The 20,626-nt window shown below is 69.8% G+C and carries 19 protein-coding genes; 9 read left to right on the top strand and 10 right to left on the bottom strand.

The features are described from left to right. Positions 1 to 26: 26 nt before the first annotated feature. Positions 27 to 1,676 (bottom strand): PfaD family polyunsaturated fatty acid/polyketide biosynthesis protein, encoded by a 1,650-nt coding sequence (locus WME73_RS04595; RefSeq protein ID WP_437914879.1) that lies wholly within the window; start codon positions 1,674 to 1,676, stop codon positions 27 to 29. Positions 1,677 to 1,911: 235 nt separating this feature from the next. Further along, positions 1,912 to 2,256 carry an SDR family oxidoreductase gene (locus tag WME73_RS04590; protein ID WP_437914878.1) on the bottom strand — a complete coding sequence of 115 codons (345 nt, stop codon included), beginning with the start codon at positions 2,254 to 2,256 and terminating at the stop codon, positions 1,912 to 1,914. A gap of 312 nt (positions 2,257 to 2,568) precedes the next feature. On the opposite strand from WME73_RS04590, the gene WME73_RS04585 reads away from it, so the two are divergent. Further along, the gene (locus WME73_RS04585; protein ID WP_437744311.1) at positions 2,569 to 5,148 is read left to right on the top strand and encodes an ATP-binding protein; all 2,580 of its coding nucleotides are present in this window, start codon (positions 2,569 to 2,571) and stop codon (positions 5,146 to 5,148) included. A 41-nt stretch (positions 5,149 to 5,189) separates the two neighbouring features. Here the strand turns inward: WME73_RS04585 and WME73_RS04580 are convergent, their stop codons facing one another. Further along, positions 5,190 to 5,939: a hypothetical protein gene (locus WME73_RS04580; RefSeq protein WP_437865964.1), complete on the bottom strand. Its 750-nt coding sequence runs from the start codon at positions 5,937 to 5,939 to the stop codon at positions 5,190 to 5,192. Positions 5,940 to 6,244: 305 nt separating this feature from the next. Here WME73_RS04580 and WME73_RS04575 point away from each other — a divergent pair, with 305 nt between their 5' ends. Further along, entirely contained in the window at positions 6,245 to 7,414 is a 1,170-nt protein-coding gene (locus WME73_RS04575; RefSeq protein WP_437744309.1) for a hypothetical protein, read from the top strand. A 76-nt stretch (positions 7,415 to 7,490) separates the two neighbouring features. Here the strand turns inward: WME73_RS04575 and WME73_RS04570 are convergent, their stop codons facing one another. Together WME73_RS04570 and WME73_RS04565 are read right to left on the bottom strand one after the other, a co-directional pair. Then, positions 7,491 to 8,828, bottom strand: coding sequence for an MBL fold metallo-hydrolase (locus WME73_RS04570; RefSeq protein ID WP_437914877.1), 1,338 nt, complete (start codon positions 8,826 to 8,828; stop codon positions 7,491 to 7,493). A gap of 292 nt (positions 8,829 to 9,120) precedes the next feature. After that, positions 9,121 to 9,930: a transglutaminase-like domain-containing protein gene (locus WME73_RS04565; RefSeq protein WP_437744307.1), complete on the bottom strand. Its 810-nt coding sequence runs from the start codon at positions 9,928 to 9,930 to the stop codon at positions 9,121 to 9,123. Between the two features lie 558 nt (positions 9,931 to 10,488). Here WME73_RS04565 and WME73_RS04560 point away from each other — a divergent pair. The 7 genes from WME73_RS04560 to WME73_RS04530 all read left to right on the top strand — a co-directional run bounded on the left by WME73_RS04560 (position 10,489) and on the right by WME73_RS04530 (position 17,644). After that, positions 10,489 to 11,262, top strand: coding sequence for an acyl-CoA desaturase (locus tag WME73_RS04560; protein ID WP_437744306.1), 774 nt, complete (start codon positions 10,489 to 10,491; stop codon positions 11,260 to 11,262). A 286-nt stretch (positions 11,263 to 11,548) separates the two neighbouring features. Then, on the top strand, positions 11,549 to 11,923 hold the full coding sequence (locus WME73_RS04555; protein WP_437744305.1) for a hypothetical protein: 375 nt from the start codon (positions 11,549 to 11,551) through the stop codon (positions 11,921 to 11,923). Then, on the top strand, positions 11,920 to 12,168 hold the full coding sequence (locus tag WME73_RS04550; protein ID WP_437744304.1) for a hypothetical protein: 249 nt from the start codon (positions 11,920 to 11,922) through the stop codon (positions 12,166 to 12,168). The genes WME73_RS04555 and WME73_RS04550 overlap by 4 nt, the downstream gene beginning before the upstream one ends. Before the next feature lie 97 nt (positions 12,169 to 12,265). Next, positions 12,266 to 12,622, top strand: coding sequence for a hypothetical protein (locus WME73_RS04545; protein WP_437744303.1), 357 nt, complete (start codon positions 12,266 to 12,268; stop codon positions 12,620 to 12,622). A 503-nt stretch (positions 12,623 to 13,125) separates the two neighbouring features. Beyond that, a complete protein-coding gene (locus tag WME73_RS04540) occupies positions 13,126 to 15,051 on the top strand; it encodes a glycosyl hydrolase (RefSeq protein WP_437914876.1) in 1,926 nt (641 codons plus the stop codon). Positions 15,052 to 15,294: 243 nt separating this feature from the next. Next, positions 15,295 to 16,029, top strand: a complete 735-nt coding sequence (locus tag WME73_RS04535) for a hypothetical protein (RefSeq protein ID WP_437744301.1) — start codon at positions 15,295 to 15,297, stop codon at positions 16,027 to 16,029. A gap of 112 nt (positions 16,030 to 16,141) precedes the next feature. Then, positions 16,142 to 17,644 (top strand): carotenoid oxygenase family protein, encoded by a 1,503-nt coding sequence (locus WME73_RS04530; RefSeq protein WP_437914875.1) that lies wholly within the window; start codon positions 16,142 to 16,144, stop codon positions 17,642 to 17,644. A 152-nt stretch (positions 17,645 to 17,796) separates the two neighbouring features. Here WME73_RS04530 and WME73_RS04525 read toward each other — a convergent pair whose 3' ends face one another. The 5 genes from WME73_RS04525 to WME73_RS04505 form a co-directional block, all read right to left on the bottom strand. After that, positions 17,797 to 18,300, bottom strand: coding sequence for an SDR family oxidoreductase (locus WME73_RS04525; RefSeq protein ID WP_437917348.1), 504 nt, complete (start codon positions 18,298 to 18,300; stop codon positions 17,797 to 17,799). A 241-nt stretch (positions 18,301 to 18,541) separates the two neighbouring features. Beyond that, positions 18,542 to 18,982, bottom strand: coding sequence for a hypothetical protein (locus WME73_RS04520; protein ID WP_437914874.1), 441 nt, complete (start codon positions 18,980 to 18,982; stop codon positions 18,542 to 18,544). A gap of 35 nt (positions 18,983 to 19,017) precedes the next feature. Then, positions 19,018 to 19,365: a hypothetical protein gene (locus WME73_RS04515; RefSeq protein WP_437914873.1), complete on the bottom strand. Its 348-nt coding sequence runs from the start codon at positions 19,363 to 19,365 to the stop codon at positions 19,018 to 19,020. A 272-nt stretch (positions 19,366 to 19,637) separates the two neighbouring features. Beyond that, on the bottom strand, positions 19,638 to 20,015 hold the full coding sequence (locus tag WME73_RS04510) for a response regulator (RefSeq protein WP_437744299.1): 378 nt from the start codon (positions 20,013 to 20,015) through the stop codon (positions 19,638 to 19,640). 36 nt (positions 20,016 to 20,051) lie between these two features. Next, positions 20,052 to 20,588, bottom strand: coding sequence for a chemotaxis protein CheX (locus WME73_RS04505; RefSeq protein WP_437744298.1), 537 nt, complete (start codon positions 20,586 to 20,588; stop codon positions 20,052 to 20,054). Between the last annotated feature and the right edge of the window lie 38 nt (positions 20,589 to 20,626).

Below are 20,626 nucleotides of genomic sequence, written 5' to 3'. Positions count from 1 at the left end.
GAGGACCTCGGCAGGTGGTCAGGCGCTCAGGCGAGCGGGCGAGGAGTGAAGTGGAATGCGGCGCTCGGCACGGGGACGCCGTACGTCCGGAGCTGCTGCGCGCGCGTGACGACGGCCGCGCCCTCGAGCAGGTTGCGCGCGACCTGGACCGCGGTGCGGCGCGCCGGGTCCTCGAGGAACGACCCCTTGACCCAGCGGTTGAACGCGCCCATGGCCGGGCCGCACCAGATCTGGTAATCGGCGCGGCGCTTCGGGTCCCCGGCGATCGCCCACTTGCTGGACATGCCGAGATACCAGCGGAAGATCAGCGCCATCTTGTGCTTCGGCTCGCGCGCGGCGCGCTCGATCTCGGCCGGGTCGCGCTCGGCGAAGAACCGCTCGCAGCCCGCCCACACCTCGTCGCACGACATCTGGAACAGCTCCCTCTCGATGCGCGCGCGCACGTCGCTGGGCAGCGACTCGATGGAGTCGTGGGCGACGTAGAGGTCGTAGAGCCGCTGCGCGCGGACACCGAACATCGTGCCGCGCTTGAGCACCTGGACCTGCACGCCGAGCTCGAACATGTCGGCGGCCGGCGTCATCACCACGTCCGGGAGATCGGCCTGGGCCAGCATCTTCTTTCCCTCGTCGGACAGGCCCGACTCGATGCACGACTGGTTGACCGAGCCCGTGAGCACGTACGCCGCCCCGAGCGCGAACGCGGCGGCGACCGACTCCGGCGTGGAGAGGCCGCCGGCGGCGCCGACGCGGATCGGCCGGTGATACCCGTACTTCGCCGCGAGCTCGTCGCGGACGCCGAGGATCACCGGGAACAGCGCGACGAGGGGCTGGTTGTCGGTGTGACCGCCGGAGTCGGCTTCCACGGTGATGTCCTCGGCGACCGGGAGGCTCCGCGCGAGCTCCGCCTCGTCGCGGGTGAGCCACCCGTTGCGAACGCAGGTGTCGAGGATCTCGGCCGGCGCGGGCGACAGGAAGCGCGCGGCGACCTCCGGGCGCGAGATCTTCGCGAACAGGTGGTTCTTCCGGTCGACGCGGCCGTCGGGCAAGCGCTTGACGCCGCTGTAGGCGAACCGCACGACCATCGGGTTCAGGCCCATGTAGGCGGCCGCCTCGGCGCGCCGGACTCCCCTCTTCAGGTAGAGCTCCACCGTGTCGCTCTCCAGCCTGGGCTGGTTCGGAGCGTGGATGAGGTTGCAGCCCCAGGTGGGGCCGTCCGTCCCGAGCGCCGCCGAGATCTCGTCGATCGCCTGCTCGATCCGGTGCAGCCCGAGCCCGGCGGCGCCGAAGAACCCCATCATGCCTGCCTTGGCCATCGCGATCGTGAGCCGCGTGGTGTGGATGCCGTTCGCCATCGCGCCGGCCACGTAGGGGAAGCGCAGGCCGTGGACCTCGACGAAGGAGCGGTCTCCGAGCCACTCCGGGTACAGGGCGGGCAGCGTTCCGAGGAGCGGGAACGTCGGGACCCCGTTGACCTGATCCTCGCGGAGGACAGCGCCGCCCCGGGACACGCCGACGCGCCCATCCGGCGTCTCACGCACCACGTGCACCGGCTCTCGCACGCAGGAGACGGCCTCCCGCAGATCTGTCGATGTGAACGCGGGGAGCCAGGGCCCGCTGCGCCAGATGCCGATCGGCTGGAGGCCGGCGCTGCGGATGACCTGCGGATCCTCAATCATGCTGGGCTGCCTCCTAATGACAAGCACGGCCTCTATAACACCCGTCGTGAGCGGCCCGCGGTAATGGTTCGGTCACGGCGCAACGGCGGGACGGACGCCTTCACCAGGCGATGAAAGCGCTTTCCCTCGGCTCCTGCGGGCCTGACGCGCCCTCGTGACGCACCGCGCCTTTGTTTCGTATCTGTCACACGCGCCGCAGCGCGGCGCTCACCGCACCGGCGACGGGCCCGTCGCTCTAGAGAGAGTAGCCACCATCGCTGACGAGGAGCGCGCCAGTCATGGTGGCAGAGGCGTCGGAGAGCAGGAACGCGATGAGCCCGGCGATCTCGTCGGCGCTCGCGTAGCGGCCCAGGGGCGTCGACATCGCCGCCATCTGATCGAACGCGGCGCGCTCGCTGCCGGCCGTCGTGACGAGCGCCTGGAAGAAGGGCGCCTGGGCCCAGATCGGCGTCTCGACGCCGCCAGGCAGGACGCCGTTCACCCGGATCTTGTCGCGCGCCCCCTCCTTCGCCAGCTTGCGCGCGGTCGCAGCGCCGATACCCGACGCCGCTCCGGTGATGAGCGCGACTCCCTCCACCATGGGCGTACCTCCTCTCCTGTAGCACGGTGGAGCCGCCGCGCGCAGGCGCCAGTGCAGAGCTGGTGGGGTTCGTGGGGTTCAGGGCCAGTGGGACGAGGCCAGCGACGCGCAGGCCAGCGCCGCCGGGAGGGCTCGACGGGACCGACACCAGGCGCTACCACAGCGCCCAGCGGCGAGGTGAGCGGCGGCTCCGACGCGCCAGCCTGCTCGGGCGTCATTTTACACGACCGTACGCGCTCGACCGCGGCGTCCCGGTGCTGAGCAGGTTTGATGTCGCCCGCGCTCGCCTTATGCTCCTGTGACGATACGACGATGAGACGTCTCTACCGCCTCTCCGCCAAGATCAGCAGGCTCCTCGCGGCCCGTCGGACGCGCGAAGCACGCGCGCGGACGCCCCGTGTGGCGCCGCCGGACGAGGCCGCGACTTGCACCGCCGCCCAGGAATGGACGCCGGCGCCCGTCGACCAGCAGCAGGCGGTGCTCAAGTACGTCATCGCCAACGTCCCCCACGCCATCTTCTGGAAAGACCGTCATGGACGGTTTCTCGGGGGAAATCAGAACTTCCTCAACGACACCAACACGAAGGTGCTGGAGAACCTCGTCGGCAAGACCGATTTCGACGTGTGGGGCAGCAAGAACGCGGAGTGCTTCGTGCGCATCGACCGGGAGGTCATGGAGGGCGGCACCCCGGTCCTCGACGTCGAGGAGCCGCTGCTCCGCCCGGACGGCGAGCAGCGATTCCTGCTCACCAGCAAGGTGCCCATCCGCGACGAGCGGGGCGAGGTGACGGGGATCCTCGGGATCTACGCGGACATCACCGAGCGCAAACGGATGGAGATCGAGCTCCAGAAGGCCAAGGAGGCGGCGGACGCCGCGGCCCGCGCCAAGGGAGAGTTCCTCACGGTGATGAGCCACGAGCTCCGGACGCCGCTCTCCCTCATCCTCGGACCGCTCGAGTCGCTCCTGTCCAACCGGGACGAACCGCTCTCGCCGCGGGTACGGGCGGACCTCGAGCTCATCCAGCGCAGCGGGCGGCGGCTCCGCCGGCTGGTCGACGATGTCCTCGATCACCAGAAGATCGAGGCCGGCAAGATGCAGATCGACTGGGAGGCCGTCGACGTCGGAGAGCTCGTCTCGGACATCGTGGAGGAGGCTCGCCCGGCGGCGGCGCGCGGCGGGCTCGATCTCTCGATTCACGTGGATCCCGAGCTGCGGAGGGCCCCCGCCGATCGGCGCAAGCTCGAGAAGATCGCGCTCAACCTGCTGGGCAACGCGCTGAAGTTTACCCCGCCTGGCGGGCGCGTCACCGTCGACCTGCGGGCGCTCGATGGTCTGTTCGAGCTCTCGGTCGAGGACACCGGCCCTGGCATCCCGGCGGACAGGAGACACCTGCTCTTTCGACGGTTTCAGCAGATCGACGCCTCGGCGACGCGAAAGCACGAGGGGACTGGGATCGGGCTGTCGCTGGCCAAGGAGCTCACGGAGCTCATGGGCGGCACGGTCGGCGTGGAGAGCGAGCCCGGGATCGGCTCTCGCTTCTTCGTGCGGCTCCCGCGCGCCGCGGATTTCCTGGCGGCGCGGCGGGCGACCGCCGCGCCCGAGCCGCCGAGATCGCTCAACGGCGCGGGTGCCTTCGAGCCTCCCCCGTCGTCGGTCAACCTCCGCGGCTTCGAGGTGCCTCCGCTGCCCGCCGCGGTCGCGCCCCGCGCCGACGGCGGCGCGGAGGGGCCGCGCGTGCTCGTGGTAGAAGACAACCCGGACATGAGATCGTACCTGGCGGACATCCTGTCGGCCGGACACGAGATCGTCCTGGCGACGAACGGCCGGGAAGCGCTCGATTCGATCGCAGCGAAGCGGCCCGATGTCATCGTCTCGGACGTGATGATGCCGGAGATGGACGGATTCGAGCTGGTCAGGCGTCTCAAGGGGGATGCCGCGCTCCGGGACATCCCGGTCCTCCTCTTGACGGCCAGGGCGAGCGGCGCGGAGGCCGTGGGGGGGCTCGACGTCGGCGCCGACGAGTACATGAGCAAGCCGTTCGACCCCCTGGAGCTCAGGGCGCGAGTCCGCGCCGCCGAGCGGCTGCACCGCGCCTATCTGGAGCTCGCGGCGAAGAACGGCGAGCTCGCGGCGGCGCTGGAGCGGCTCTCGGAGACGCAGCAGGAGCTCCTCCAGGCGGGCAAGATGGCGGCGATAGGGACGCTGGTTGCGGGGCTGTCGCACGAGATGAACAACCCGGTGTCGGCCATCCTGATGAACGCCCAGCTGCTGCTCAGGCGGCACCGGAAGGGGCACGGCCTGCCCGACGAGGCCTCGCTCCTGAAGGCGCTCAGCACCATCGAGCGGCAGGCGATCCGGTGCTCGGATCTCGTGACGGCGCTGCTCGAGTACGCGCGCGGCAAGCCGATCGGCCGGGAGCCGTGCGACGTGCGCGCGGCGCTCCGCCGAGCGGTCGACCTGTCCGCGCCGCGGGCGCGCGAGCGCAGGGTCCACCTCGAGACGAACGGCACCTCATCGGCGCTGCCCGAGGTGCTCGTCAACGCATCGCAGCTCGAGTCGGCCTTGCTCAACGTGATAGGCAACGCGCTCGACGCCAGCCCGCACGGCAGCGCCGTGGTGGTCGAGGCTCGCCCGCTGCCGCGCGGGGACATCCACGGCGTGGAGATCGACGTGCACGACCACGGCTGCGGCATCCGCACCGAGGACCTGAGCCGCATCTTCGAGCCGTTCTTCACGACGAAGCCGCCCGGGCAAGGGACCGGGCTCGGGCTGTCGCTGACGCACCGGTTCATCGAGGAACACCAAGGCAGCATCCGTATCGAGAGCGCGCCGGGCGAGGGCACGACGGTGCGCATGTGGCTGCCCGCGCGGCAAACGGAAGGGGCGGAGTGAGGCGAGGGAGCGACCACGCCGGCCACGCCGGCCACGCGGGGTCAGCTCGCCGGCGAGGCGCGGAGCTCCGCGGCGAGCGCCGCACCCAGCGCGAAGAACGCCGGACGGGCGGGCTCCGGGCCGCCGCCCAGCCGGCGCTCGAGCCGCGCCGGATCCCAGCCGCAGGCATCGTAGGTCTCCAGCGCGTGCCGGTCGCGCCTGGACAGCCGGGCCCTCGCGCCGTGGAGCGCTGCGGCCATGGCCGGCAGCACCGCGGAGAGCGCGAGGCCGGTCTCCCCCCAGTCGTCGAGCGACGATGGGCTCTCCAGCACATCGACGACGAGGCCCGTGAAGAACAGGCCGACGACGGCCTCGCAGAGGCGATCCAGCGCGCCGCGCACGGCGTCATCGCCCATCGTCCAGAGCGCCGGGTCCGGGTTGAAGTAGCCCAGGAACGCTTGCAGCATGAGCATCGGCGTCTCGGGCATCAAGAAGCGACGCTCGCCCCGCTCGCGCGACCGCCTGCGGAGCACGCGCATCATCGAGATCATGATCTCGCCGACCGCGAACCCCTGCTGCGCCTGCTCGGCGAGATCGTCGCCCATGTCCACCTCGACGCGGACCCCGGGGGCGAGCCGGGCGACGAACGAGATCCCGAGCGGGTGCACGAACAGCGTCCTCGTGGCGAGCATCTCGACGTCACGGAGGACATCCGCGGGGAGAACCGCCGCATAGGCGACGAGCGCACGCTGGACCGCGCCGGTGATGAGCGGGTCCTCGGGGACGTCGTCGACCAGGTCGCCCAGGCTCATGATCGACTCCGCATGATCGCGGAATAGCACAGCTGGACGAGGAGCGGCGCCCGCTTCGCGCCGAACGCTCTCGATGCCGCCGGCGGCAGCGCGACATCGGATCTGTCATTTATTTGCGGCGAGCGATCTGTCATTTATTTGTGACGAGAGATCTCGTCATTTATTGATGATGAAGAGGGAAGGAGGCCACGGCGCCCCGCGACCCCCTCGATCCGACAGCGCACCGCATCAAGCTCGCCCTCGAGCCGGAGCTCGATCTGCGGCGTGCGCGCCGTACGGGCGCCCCTGTGTGGTAGCTTGGGCGCATGACCAGCGCGGGCGCGACGCTGCCAGTCCCGGTCGCGACGCCGCGTCGAGCCGCGTTGCGCGCCCATCTCACCGAGTTCCTGCTCGTCGGGGGCGCGACGCTCGTGCTCTTCCCGCTCGCGTGGCTCGCCCGCAGGGCCGTCGGGCTCGACGCGGCGGAGCTCGCGATCGGCTTCCTGACGTTCCACGCCGCGTCCGTGATCAACGATCCTCACTTCGCGGTGACGTACCTGCTGTTCTACAAGGACGCGAGGCGCCGCGCGTTCGGCGGCGCGTTCGCCCCGGCGCAGCGAGCCCGCTACATCCTGGCCGGCCTCCTGGTCCCGGTCGCGCTGCTCGCGTGGGCGATCGGGGCGCTCTCGACCGGCTCCGCGCGGTCCATGGGCTTCATGATCCAGCTCATGTTCCTCCTGGTGGGCTGGCACTACGTGAAGCAGGGCTTCGGCGTCCTGACGGTGCTCTCGGCGCGGCGTGGGTTCCGGTTCGGCCCCCTGGAGCGCAAGGTGATCCTCGCGCACTGCTTCGCGGCCTGGGCGTACGCGTGGGCGAGCCCGGCGGATCCAGGTAGAGAGGTCGAGGAGAAAGGCGTGGTCTACACGTCGCTCGGGCACCCGCCGGCGCTCGAGCCCGTCACCGGGCTCGCGTTCGGGCTCAGCGCGCTCGCGCTGCTCTGGGTGATCGCGCGCAGGTGGCGAATGGAGCGGCGCCTGCCGCCGCTCGCGCCGCTGGCCGGTTTCCTCATCACGATCTGGCTCTGGACGGTCTACTCGAGCCTCGACCGGCTCATGGTGTACGTGATCCCGGCGCTCCACTCCGTTCAGTATCTGTATTTCGTCTGGCTCATGAAGCGGAACGAGGCGCGCGACGCCGAGGGCCCGCCGCTGTTCGGGCGGCCGACCGGCCTGCGCCTCGGGATCCTGGCGGCGACCGCCGTCGGCCTCGGGTGGGTCGTGTTCCGCGGCGCGCCCGCGCTCCTCGACGGCGCGCTGGTGCTGAGCTCGAGCTACGGCGAAGCGATGTCCGACCTGGGCCCGACACCGTACTTCGCAGCCGTCTTCGTGTTCGTGAACATCCACCACTATTTCATGGACAACGTGATCTGGCGCCGGGAGAACCCCGAGACAGCGTATCTGCTGCGACAGGACGACCGAGGCAGCGCGGCCGGTTGATCGAGCGACCCGGCGCGGCGGCGCTCCCGCCCCGGCCCTGCGAGGACCGGAGCGCCGGGCGCCCCTCGAGGCCGCCTCACGCCCTCCTCTTCGCGACCGCCCCCGCCGCGCGCGCGGCGGCCGCCGCGGCGCCGAGCGCCGTGGCCGCGACCAGGGAGAGCCGCAGCCACGCGGCGGCGATCTTCTCCGGCCGGTAATCGGGCAGGTACGGCCGGGCGGCGCGCGGCAGCACCCAGGCCTCGCTCCCGGGGCCATCGCCGCCGATCGCGTGCACCGCGCGCGCGAGGCGGGTGCCGGGATACGAGCGGCTCTGCAACCAGGGGATGAACCGGAAGAAAGGGACGTGGCCAGGCGCCTGCCGCTCCATCCAGGCGAGCGCGCGCTCCAGCTCGGCGGCCGTCGCGCGAGCGCCGCCGTCGCCTTCGAGGCGGCGCCATTCGCCATGGCCGGGCAGGAGCCACGCGAAGCGGAGGTGGCCAGCGCCCGCCAGCGCGAACAGGCGGCGCACGGAGCGGATCTGACGCTCCCAGTCGTTCCAGCACTGGAGCCGGAACGCCACGATCTGACCGATGCGGCGCGAGTAGGCGAGGTGGTCGCCGGTGAACAGGAAGCGGCCCCGGTACAGCAGGCACATCGAGCCCGCGGTGTGGCCGGGCTGCGAGAGCACGGCGAGCTCGGCGCCGGCGAGGTCGCCGTCGGCGAGCGGCGAGCCGTCGAGAGTCATGGGCTCGAGGCGGTCGCTGAGCTTGATCTCCACATCGGAGGTGGCCGGATTGCGCCCGTCGCCGCGCGGGTTCACGTCCGCGGCGCCGAGGACGCGGCGACACCCGGGGAAGCGCGCCGCGAACTCGGCGTGGTGCGCGGTGTGGTCGCGGTGGGTGAGGAAGATCCACCGCACGCCGCCGCGCTCTTCGAGGAAACGGAAGACGGCCTCGGTCGGGCTCGGCAGGTCGACGAGCACGCCGCCGCCGGGGCGCTCGATGAAGTAGGCCGTCGCGCCCGCGTTCTCGCGCGCGGGATGGCCGAGGGCCCAGACGTCCTCTTCGATGCGGCGCGGCCAGGCGCGGAACGGGGCGCCGAGCGCGCCGGGCCGCGCGCGGCATGGCGACGACGATCGGAGGCGCAAGGCGTTGACCGGACAGGCGGCGACCGCCGAGCGCGCCGCCTCGAGGTCGGCCCGGCTCCGGGGCTGGCGCAGGATGCCGGTGAAGGCCCCTTCATCATAGGTGCCCGCGAGCACCGCGGGGCCGCGGCCCCGGACGTCGCCGTCCATGGCTTCCCAGTGCGCGGGCGCGACCTCGCCCAGGAGCTCTGGAGCGAAGTTCCTGCAAACGCCTGCACCACAGCAGGCGCGCGTGACGTGAAGTCGTCCCCAGTCTCCTTCATCGACACCGTCGCCCTGCGCGTTGTCCATAGGCGCGCAGACTACCACGTTGACCGAGAGCAGGCATGTGCGCCGACTCGCCTCGAGCGGCCGGACGCACCGAGGCGGCCCAATGCCATGACGCCATCACCACACCACCCGATCGTCCAAGTTGCACACCGCCGTCTCCTGCATCGACGACATTGGCGGCGGTGCAGCGCCGTCACATCGCTCCGGCGGCGGTCGAAGAAGACAGCGCTGCGGCGCCTTCGAGCGAGCTCACGACGAGCACCCTCACCGCCCCCATGAGCGCGGCCACCGCGCGAGGCTGCCCCGGGCGGAGCTAGCCCACAACCTCATCCGTCCAGACGCGGAAGCTCCGCAACGTGTTCTCGCCGAAGGTCGTGGTGATCGCCACGTCGGCGGCATCGCGCCCGCGGGCGATCAGCACGCGCCCGATGCGAGGCACGTTGTTGCGCGCATCGAACGTATGCCACTCGCCACCGAGATAGGCCTCGAACCAGCCGGAGAAGTCCATCGTCCCGTGGGGAGGAGGTACGCCGATGTCGCCCAGGTAGCCGGTGCAGTAACGAGCCGGAACGTTCAGGCAACGGCAGAGCGCGATCGCGAGGTGCGCATAATCTCTGCAGACGCCTCTCCGATCGTTGAACACCTCCTCCGCCGTCTTGGTAGGGCTCGCAAACTCGTATCCGAAGGCGATGTGCCGATGAACGAAGTCGCAGACGGCCTGCACGCGACCCCAGCCGGTGGGCGACTGGCCGAACAGGTCCCACGCCGCCTCCGACAGGCGATCCGTCTCGCAGTACCGGCTGCCCAGCAAGAACACCAGCGTCTCCTCTGGCAGCGCATCGACGGGGTGTTGCTCGGCCGATGTCATGACCCGGTCCGGCGCGCCCGTGTCGTTCACCACCGCGTCGGAGGAGATCTTCAGCTGACCCGCCGGCGCGACGATACGGCTACACCAGTTGCCGAAGGCATCCCGGTAAGCTCGGACCGGGATCGACGGGCTGGTGAGCATGTGATCGGGCCGCACCAGATCCGATGCACGCGAGTAGTGGACGCTCAGCGTCAGGATCACCGGCGTCGGTCGTGGGAATTCGTAGAGCAGCTCGTATCCTACGCGGATCTGCATGCGTGCACCTCGATGTGATCGCGCGGCTCCAGTCACGAGCAGGACGCAGCGAGGCACCCTGTTCCTGCGGCGCACGAGCCGCCGCGCGACGGCCGGCCGCGCCAGCTCCCCGCCGCGATGGAGCGCTCGGACGAGCTATCCCACGTCAAGCTCGATGAGCCCGCACCGCGCGACGCCGCTGCGAGCCCCTGGACCCCGAGCGCGACGAATTCTTCGGCACACGCTCGAATGGCTTACTGAGACATTCTGTACGCAGCGCCCATGTATGTCAAGAACGATCCGCCGCCGCTGACGGTCTCAACGTTCGGCTCGTCGTGATAAGGCGGCGTGTGACGTCGCTTGCGTGATGCCGTGATGCGCTATACCTGCAGGGGCGACGCGGCGCCTGTCAGCACAGCATTGTTTCCGGTCGATGAACTCGCCCGTTACGGACTCGCCTCCACGGACGAAATCGCGTGGCATAAGAACGCGCTCGCACGAGCGACGCGGCAACGGACCTCGCGAATCGTGACCGTGAGCTGACCGCATGTGGGCCCAGCCTGGGTGTACAAGCGAGCCATGGAATTCGTCGCCATCCTGATCGCCCATTCGACGCTATCGGTCTTTTTCCAGACCTTCTTCCTGCACCGGTACGCCTCGCATCGGATGTTCACGATGTCGAAGCGCTGGGAACGGATCTTCCATCTCCTCACCTACGTCACGCAGGGCTCCTCGTACCTTGTGCCCCGGGCGTATGCGATTTTGCACCGCATGCACCACGCGTACAGCGACACCCCGAAGGACCCGCACTCGCCACGCTACTACGCGGAGCCAGTCTCCATGATGCTGTCGACCGCGAAGCGCTACGACGCCATCTGCGACGGCACGGCGGAGGTGGAGCCGCGCTTTCTGGGCGGCTACCCCGAGTGGCGCGCGCTCGACCGCATCGGCAACTCGTGGGCCAGCCGCCTCGCGTGGGGGACGGGCTACGCGCTCTTCTACATCGCCTTCGCCACGCAATGGTGGCAGTTCCTGTTTGTCCCGCTCCACTGGACGATGGGCCCGCTCCACGGCGCCATCGTGAACTGGTGCGGCCACCGCTACGGTTACCGCAACTTCAACAGCGACGACGACTCGCGCAACACGCTCGCCCTCGACCTCGTGACGCTCGGCGAGCTCTTCCAGAACAACCACCACAAGTACCCGCAGAGCCCGACTTTCGCGGTGCGCTGGTTCGAGATCGACCCGGCCTACCAGGTCATCCGCGTGATCGCCTGGATGGGCATCCTCCAGATGGCCGGCAGGCGCCAGGTCGCCCGGCTGGACGCCGGGACCACGGGTGCCGAGGGTTGAGCTCCCCTCCCTGGAAGAGACATCTCTCATGAGGCCCGGGGCGCCGCGCCGCGAAAAAGCATCGTGCCGGTGAAATCGGTGTGTGCTCCGCCGATAAACGTGGTGCAGCGGCCGTCCCTTCTGCTATACATTGTTTGCGCACACGCAGCGCAGTTGTCGGTGATGCCGTCTGGGCCGTCGGTCCTGGAGCGGCAAGCACGGCCGTCAAGCGACGTTCGAGGCAGTTCATGCACAGCCCCGGGATGCACGCGCCTTGCGTGCTTTCCGCCTTCGGGAGAACGTCGAGATGATCCACGTGTTTACGCCCAGCATCACCGCCGCGCCGAGCAGCGCGAGGCCGGGCGACGGCCTCGTGTCGATCTCGCCGTCGCGCGTCGAGCGGACGCCGACCGTCCTGCGCTCGCTCGGGGAAGACCTGCGATCGTGGCCTCGCTTCCTCCCGAGCGCGCTGTTCGCGCTCCGCTCCGCCGGAGGCCCGTCGCCGCTCTCGGGGCAGGACGAGGGCTTGGATGGTGGCGGAGGTCGAGGCGGACGTCAGGGAGGCGCGCGCCCTGGGCGAGGTACGGACGGGAAGGCCGCGGCCGCGCTCGCCGATCCCGCCGCGTCCGTTGCTTCCTCCCCGCGAGCACGCGCGCTGAGCGCAGAGAGCGATAGGCCATGAAAGTGTTGTTGTCGCGGGTCGTGGACGGTGTGGAACAAAGGCTCTGCTGGCGTTTCCAGGTGCATGGGAAGAGCGATGCCATGTACCAGCCGGCGAGCGAGCAGCGCGGTCCATTCGATCGCGACAGGCAGCGGCACCTCAAGGCGGGCGAGACGTTCAAGCGGCTCGACCGCTCGGGCTCTCCCCGGAGGTACGACGGGCTCTCCTGGCAGCCGACGAGCGCGCTCGCCGGCGCAGGCCCGTGATCGCCGGCTCCGCGAGAGCTCGGCCGCCGGGCAGCCTCGGAACGACGCGTCGCACGGGAACTTGCAAGGTCCATCAACGGAGCTGTTCATCACCGCCATGTCCATCCCCCAGAAGCCAGTCGCCTCCTCCCTGTTGCTCTCCACCGCTGCCCACCTCCACTTCCGCGCCACGGCGCGCGACCGAAGCGGCTCGACGCTCGGCGTGCTCATCGACCCGTCGGGCGCTCGGCAGCACCTCGTGATCGAATCGGGCGGCGCGGAGGGCACCTGGACGCTGTCCAGCGCGGTGCCCACCGGTCACTCCTCCTTCCTTCTGTACGAGAGCGCCGCCAACGTGTTGCGCGGCGGAAACATGAGTGAGGACGGGAGCATCTCCTACCAGGGAGCGCTGTACACCATCGAGTCGTCGCTCGACGGGAATACCCGTACAGCGAAGGTGAGCGGCAGCGTGTGAGCGGTGCCAGCGCCGGTCCACGGCGGACGCGCCGCGGCGGCGCGGTGATCCGGCCGCCTGGTAGGCGGACGAGGACGAAGGAGCGCGCGGGTCCGGCTGTCCGGCGTGGTGCTCGCCACGGGCCAGCTGCGGGTGGCGGGCGGTAGGAACCGCTTCCGCCGCGACGCATGGGATGGGTCGCCACCTCGGCCGCCGAGGCCATGCGCTCAAGCGCGCTCGCTGGATGCAACCCCATCAACGAAGAACCGGTTAAGAACCTGTCCCGGCAGGGCTCCGGCACAGGGCGCGCCGGCGGCAGCCGGCCGAACCTGCCGGCGATGCGCTCGCGGTGAGCCAGCTGCGTGGTGACGCACCGCAGCGTAGCGCCGAGGGGCGCTCGGGGTGAAATCGGCGCGAAGCCCGGGGCGGCGCACCTCTCCCCTGGTGAGATGGCCGTTGACACTGAACCGATTAACACGCTTTAGTGTCGCCTCGTCACTGGCACCGTTCGCAGGGGAGAACCGATGAATCTTGTCCCGCTCAGTCCGCGCGTTTATGCCGCATTCCTCCTGTGCTTGACGGCCGCCTGCGGGTCGTCGGACGAGGACACGCCGCCGGGAGGTGCCTCGTCGGGCACCTCGGGAGGCACCTCGTCGGGCTCCTCGGGAGGCGCGTCGTCGAGCACCTCGGGAGGCACGTCGGGAGGCACGTCGTCGAGCACGTCGTCAGGCACGGGAGGCGCGCCTGGAGACACGCCGGAGTTTCCGGACACGCCGAGGGGCGACCTCCTCGAGGACCTCTGGACGTCGTCTCGAGCCGGCAAGTTCCGGTTCGGTTACGAGAACGCCATCACGTGGGGGCTCTACGATCCGGGCACCAAGCAGTTCGTGTCGACCAACGACTGGTTCTCGAGCATGGCGGGCGCCGCCAGCCGCGGCGAGCGGGGCTGGTCGTCGGACGCCGGCGCCACCGTGGGAGAGAACCCCGGGCTACTCGGCATCTCCCTTGACGCGATGGTCTTCGATCCCGTCCCCTGGAATCGCCGCGACGTCACCGCGGACGCCGCGGCGTACATGCTGGAGCAGCCGGGCGGGATGGTGGCCTTCGACTGGCACACGCCCCCGTGCAACTACGATATCAGCACCTCGGACTTCGCGGACGCCATCGAGACGCCGCTCGCCACCCTCTCGGTCGACGGACAGAGCGTCCCGATTCACGCCCAGGGCGGAGGCACCCCGTTCTACGCCGAGACGTACTATTCGCGATCCCTCGGCTCCAGCGCGGACATCCCGGAGAACCTGAAGTGCATCTGCAAGATCGCCAACGACGTGCCGATCGAGCAGGGGACCCACGCCGGGATCTCGGCGCGCGACTGGCTCGTCGCCCACGCGAAGTACGTGGCCCAGTTCTTCCGCGAGCACGGGCTCGACGGCAAGCCGATCGTCCTCCGTCCGTTCCACGAGCACACCGGCGGATGGTTCTGGTGGGGTCAGCCCTACTGGAACTGCCAGGCCCTGCTCGACGACGATCAGGCCGTCACCGGCCCCGCCGCCTACAGCGCCGCGTACCGCACGTTCGCCGAGGCCGTCCGGAGCGAGCCGGGGATGGAGAACGTGATCTTCGCGTACTCGACGGACAAGGTGCGAAAGCTGAGCGACAGCTCGGTGACGCCCGCCGAGGCGAAGGTCAGGGATCCAGAGAGCCTCTCTCGCGACATGCTCCGGGCCCGCCTCGTCGAGGAGCTCACCGAGCTGGGCGCGGCGTACGAGAGCCCGCCCCAGGAGGCGATCGCGGCGCTCGAGAACGACGGCCAGCCGCCGTCCGCGCTGCTGGAGGAGTACTACCTCGAGGCGTACCCTGGCGACGACCTCATCGACATCCTCGGCATCGATCTCTATTACCCGTACGAGCGCGCGGCGTCCCCGGCAGATCTCGAGGACATGAAGGTGATGGCGCGCGCCGTCGCGGCGATCGGCGCGGCCAAGGGCAAGCCTCACGCGCTCACCGAGACGGGCACCTACCGGCTGCACCTCCTCCACCGGGTCAGCAAGCTCGCGGCGGGCGCGTCGCTCACGCTCTACCCGGCAGACCACGTGAGCAAGTGGCACGACACCCTGTTCGATGAGGGCCTGCGGACGGAGTTCCTGGCCAACTACGGCCTCGGCTCGGCGGGCGCCGTCGCGCTCTCTTCCGCCGAGGTGACGAGCCTGTTTCCGGACGCGGGGCAGGGCGCGCTCACCGAGGACTGGTACAACACCCACCTCCTCGATCTCGCCAAGAGCGCCGGCGTCGCTTACGCGCTGACGTGGCAGACCTACTACGACGGCAGCGACTTCGACAACAAGGCCGTCTACTACTACGTTCCCTTCCCCGGCCACCCGGAGGCGGACAACTTCCGTCGCTTCGCGGACGATCCGGCGGTCTGCTTCGGCGCGACAGCCTGCCAGTAGCCCGGCGAGGAGGCGAGGAGCGGAACGCGGACATCCGCTCTAGACGTGAAGGAACCGTCGAGCCCCAGGCCTCGCGGTCAGGTGTCGAGGTTCAGGCGGTTCCAGGCGGCGCAGAGCCGCCGGAGCGAGGGAGCTCCGGCGGCTCTTTCACTGTCATCGTCGCCGCGGCCGAGGGCTCCCTCCCTGGCGCGCGCTGGCCTCGACGACGGCGCTGGAGTAAGGGGAGATCGTTCAGGAGGCACCATGGGCATCTCCATCGCGTACTCGGGCAAGCTCCGCGACCCGATCGTCGTCCCCGAGCTCGTCGCGGATCTCGCCGCCAAGGCCGCGGCCGCCGGCTGGCCCAGCAAGACCATGAAGGAGCTCATCGCCGATCGGCGCGTGACGTGCTCGGGTCTCGAGGGGATCACGCTCTATCCCCACCGCGAATGCGAGCCTCTCCACTTTCACTTCGACGGTGAAGGCACCTTCATCAACCACACGTACCACGCGCTGCTCAGCGACTCGAAGATGGCGGACATGATGCGTCAGGCGCTGGCGGAGTCCGCGGCCATCACGCGCAACCTCACCCGCGCAGCGCAGGAGAAGGCGGGGCGCGGCGGAGGGCCGCGCGTCAGCGTCAGCGTCCCCAGCCTGCCAGCGGCGCCGGGGGTCGAGTTCTTCAAGGAGGGGAGCCGCTACAACTGGACGAAGACGCAGTTCGCCGGCCCCAAGGTCCACGTCGCCGTGTGCGCCATCCTGCGGTACGTGAAGCAGCGCTATGCGCCCGAGCTCGACGTCAAGGACGACAGCGGGTACTTCGTCGACGGGGACTACGAGAAGCTCGAGGGCCAGCTCGCCTACGTCGAGCGCCTCACCTCGCTCGCGTCGCAGGCCATCGAGGCCGCCGCCGCCGCGAGCAAGGGCCCGATGACCCTCGACGCGTTCGTGGACCGGATCAACGAGGAGCTCGCCGAGGCGAAGGACAGGCTGCACTGACGAGCGCCGGCGCCGCCGCCGGCGGCCGCTTCGAAGCCTGCCAATGCAGTTGATGATTGCGTCATCACGACCCCGATGCGATCGACGATCACATCGGCCGCACGGAGGTCCCATGTCCATCGCCCTGTCCGCCCCCGACTTCGACGCCGCCCTCGACGCCGCCTTCGCCGGCGCGGGGGGCGCCTCCACGGGAGCCGCTCGCGGAGCGCGCGCCTTCGATCACCCGCTCGACCTCGAGGCCGAGTACGGGTTCACGCCGCTCGCGATCGAGGGGACGCTGCCCGAAGGCCTCGAGGGCACGCTCTTTCGCGTGGGCCCGGCCCGCGCGACCCTCTTCGGCGTCCGCGTGCCGCACGCCTTCGAGGCCGACGGCGGGGTGCTCGCGGTGCGGCTGTCGGGCGGCCGGGCGGAGGGCGCGCACCGCCTCGTGCGCAGCCGCGGCCTGGTGGAGGAGCTCGCGGCCGGGCGGCGGCTCTATGGCTCGACCCTGCCCTGGCCGAAGCGGGTGCTCCACGCGCTGCAGGGCAAGGGCAAGGGCAAGAAGGGCAAGAACGTCGCGAACACGAGCGCCTTCCTCGCCGGCGGCCGGCTGTTCGCGCTCATGGAGGCCGGCAGGCCGACGGAGCTCGATCCCGCGACGCTCGACACGCTCGGCGAGAGCGATCTCGGCGGCGCGGTGGGTTCCACCTTCTCGGCCCACCCGCACCGGGTGGCCGCCAGGAAGACGAGCTACAACTTCGGCGTCCGCTACGGGCGCAGGACCCAGCTCGACCTCTACGCGATCGACGACGACGGGCGCGCGCGCTCGCTCGGCGCGGTGCCGCTCGCGGCGCCGGTGATGCTCCACGACTTCTGCGCCACCGGCCGGCACCTCGTGTTCTTCGTCTCACCCGCGATGATCCGGGTGGGGCGCGCGATGCTCCAGTGGGGAGGCTTCGATTCCTGGGTGCGCTTCGAGCCCCGCCGGGGCACGGAGGTGATCGTCGTCGACATCGACGACGTCTCCCGCGTGCGCCGCTTCGGCGTCGACGCGTTCTTCCAGTGGCATTTCGCGAACGCCTACGATGACGGCGAGGACCTCGTCGTCGACCTCGTCCGCCACAGAACGCTCGCCACGCTCGGCGCGATCGGCAAGGACCCGGATCGGCCCGAGCTCGCCGCCGTCGAGGGGGGCGTCCTCGTGCGCCACCGCGTGCGCCCTAGCCGCGAGCAGCTCCTCGTGGAGGACCTCGGCGGCGTCGTCGGCGAATACCCGCGCGCCGACCCGCGGGTCGAGGGGGAGCGGCACGGCGTCGTCTTCCTCGCCACGAAGGGGCGGGCCGACGACCCGCACGGAAACGGCATCGCGCGCGTCGACGTCGACACGGGCGCGATCACCCTGGCGCGCGTCGCACACCACGAGCGCCCCTCGGAGCCGGTCTTCGTGCCGCGCGCGCCCGGCGCTCCCGAGGGCGACGGCCACGTGCTCGCCGTGGTCACCGACGCGAAGGCCGGGAAGAGCGCCGTCCACATCTGGGACGCCGCGCACCTGGACGATGGGCCAGCGGCGCGGGTCCACCTGCCCCACGCCTCGCCCCAGACCTTCCACGGGGCGTTCCTGCCCCGCACGCGCTGAAGGCCACTGCTTCCGCCCCGGCTGGCGCGTCGCCGCCAGGCAGCGAGAGGAGGTGGCACCGCGCCGAGCGAGAGGCTCGTCGGGCCTCGAGACCGCGGTGAGACGCGGAGCTAGAGCGACAAGCGAGTTGAAACCACAAAAAAGCAGGAATTTCACAGGGAGGCGGGGAGGCGGGGAGGGAGAGACGACAAGAGGGAGAATTTCATTTTCTTCTTCCTCCCCGCCTCCCTGTGAAAATTCTCCGCGCGGCGGGGCCGCTCGCGTCGGTGTCGCGGCGCTCGACGTAGCTCGCGCCGAGGAACTCCGACGCTCGCGCGTGTGCCCCTCCGATGAGCACGGCGTCGATGAAGCTCAGCACGTGCGCGCGGTTCTGTCCCGTGAGCGCCTGGTCCTCCACGTCCTTCGGGCCGTCCGTCGCCGAGGCCTGGTTCGAGTCGGAGTCCCACGTTGAGGATATGACCGCTCTTCTGGCGCACCGTGATCGGGTAGCCCGCGGTGATGCCGTGCAGCACGCCGCGCACGTTGACGTCGAGGATGCGGTTCCAGTGCGGGAGCGGGATCTCGTGCGCCTCGCCGGCGATGCCGATCCCCGCATTGTTGATGAGCAAGTCGAGGCGCCCGCCACGGGCCGCGGTGTCCTCGATGGCGTCGCGCATGGCCGCCTCGTCGCGCACGTCGAGCGCGCTCAAGCTCCCGCTCGCCGCGATGCCGTCGGCCGACGCGCGGACGGTCGGTCACGTGGCCTGTGACGACACGCCTGTACCAGCGTGCCGCCCTTCATGGCGCCTCTCTCGCCTGACGCCCTGCGGGGGCTGCAGGGCGCCGCGCCCAGCGGAGCGAGGCTCGGTGCACCGTCGGTACCAGCGGCCGTTAGCCGGGCTGGGCTCTCGCCGGTTGCTATCGCCTACATAGAACTGCGTTCAACCTGTCGAAGAGCTCGTCGGGGGCGATCTCGGCAGCCAACAAGATGACGAGCGCCTGATGCCACGGGCGCTCTGCATTGCCGCGTGCGACGAACAGCGTTTCTCTGATGGCATCACCGAACAGGCCCATTTCGCGGTATGCGATCGCAAGGTCGGCATGCGTCGCCTCGTCTTCAATGTCAATGAGGTCTGCGACCGCGTTGGCAGGCAGGCTCAGCTCAGCGGCTTCTAGTCCCCAGATCTCCGCAATTCGCTCGGGAGGCCCCGCCCGAAGGAGGTCGCGCAGCGCTCCGCAACAGGACGGGCACAGTCGTCCAAGGTCGTTTCGCCAGTGCGCAGGCTCCTCCAACAGGGTGTCACAGATCGAGCAGGTCGACGCTGGCCACCATGGATCGAGAGCAAGGCGCGTACTCATCGGGTCATCCTGGAAAGACGCCTCAGCGAATCCGTTCAGCCGGCACCCGCCTCCGGGCGCTCGGCTGAAACGGCTTGTTCGGCATCGTCCTCGTCCACTGTTGTAAAGAAAGCGTGCCCCGTGTTCTTGAACCGCAGAAATCTCCACCAACTCAAGGCGTCGACGCCCTCCACCTTCAGCACCGGAGCCCCACCCTGATTCAAGAGTGCATACTCCCCAGTGGTCCAGTCCGCGAGAACCATTGCCTTGGCTAGTTCTTCTGCTTGCTTCACTGAGTGGGCTCGAACCGCGCGCGTCGCGAAAAAGCCAATGATCGGTGGTCCCCCGTCTGCCACCTCGACCTTTATACCCATCCCTTCGAGAATCACGCTGTAGTAAGGCATCGACCCATTCCTGCTCGAGGCGCCGAACGAGTAGTCGACTGGCCAACCGACGCCCGTGGCCCAGGTCTGCCCATTCGGGCGCCTTCGGTGACCTCCCGCACATAGGATCACACGGATCGGCGCTGCCCCGCAACCACCGAGCGCTGTCCAGCGCCGCAGGGCAGATCCGCCCAACCCCGGCAGCAATCGCCGATTTTCGGTTGTACCGGGGCGCGACGCCCCTCGGCCGAGCCGACGTCGCGGGGATGCCCGCCGCTCCCGCGGCCGCAGCTTCAGGGCTCGCCGGCGAGCTTCTTCACCGCGGCGAGCAGGAGATCCGGCTTGAACGGCTTGATGATCCACCCCTTCGCGCCGGCCTTCCGGGCCTTCTCGATGAGCTCCGGCTGCCCCTCGGTGGTGAGCATCAGGATCGGAACGCCCGACGCGAGCCCCTTGTCCCGCAGGCTCTGGATCATCTCGATCCCGTTCATCACGGGCATGTTCACGTCCGCGATGATCATCGCCAGCTCATCCTTGTGGGCGGCGACCGCGGCGACCGCATCTCGGCCGTTGTCCGCTTCCAGCGTGCCATAACCCGCCCCCGACAGGAGAATGCCGACCTGCTGGCGGACCGTACTCGAATCCTCGACGAGAAGAATTTTCTTGGCCATGTGACGTGTCTCCTCTTGCGTGTACGGCCATCCGGCTCAGAACAGCAGCACTTCGCCCTCGGGCTGCGGATCGGGCATGTTCACTTCCTCGAGCTCCAGCGCGTCGTCGGGCGCGAGCGCGTCGAAGAGCACGACGAGCCGGTCGGAACCGGCGGCGAACAGGAGCCGCCGGAAGCCGTCGCTCTGCTCCTCCCTGGCGCGCAGGTGCTCGCCGATCGCGGCGCTCGGCGTCGAGAGCACGATGACCAGCCCGAGGTGGCGCAGGCGGTTCTTCACCCGCCCGAGGAGCTGGTTGGCGAGCTCGCTCGCCCAGTCGCACACCATGTCTTCGTCGATCTCGCGCTGCTCTCGCAGCGGGTGGCTGCGCGTGATGAGCGCCACGGGCGCGACGATGGTCAGGCTCCCGCGAAGGTGGTCGCCCGTGAAGCCGATGAAGGAGACCACCGCGTTGCCCGGCGTCGCCTCCGACGTCCCGTCGTCCAGCCGCCGGAGCTCGACGCCGTTGTCGCGAAACAGGTGGACGCACGACGAAGCGAGCTCCTCATGGATGCGGTCCCAGCTCTCCGAGTTCATTCCCCTCTCCTCGATATCTCGCTCTGCATTGTCGATGT

Origin of the sequence: Sorangium sp. So ce302 (assembly GCF_051530145.1) — a bacterium.
In the GTDB taxonomy this organism is placed as follows: Bacteria; Myxococcota_A; Polyangia; order Polyangiales; family Polyangiaceae; genus Sorangium; species Sorangium cellulosum_B.
Note: the sequence above shows the minus strand (reverse complement) of the source record. Positions and strands in the feature narration are given on the sequence as shown.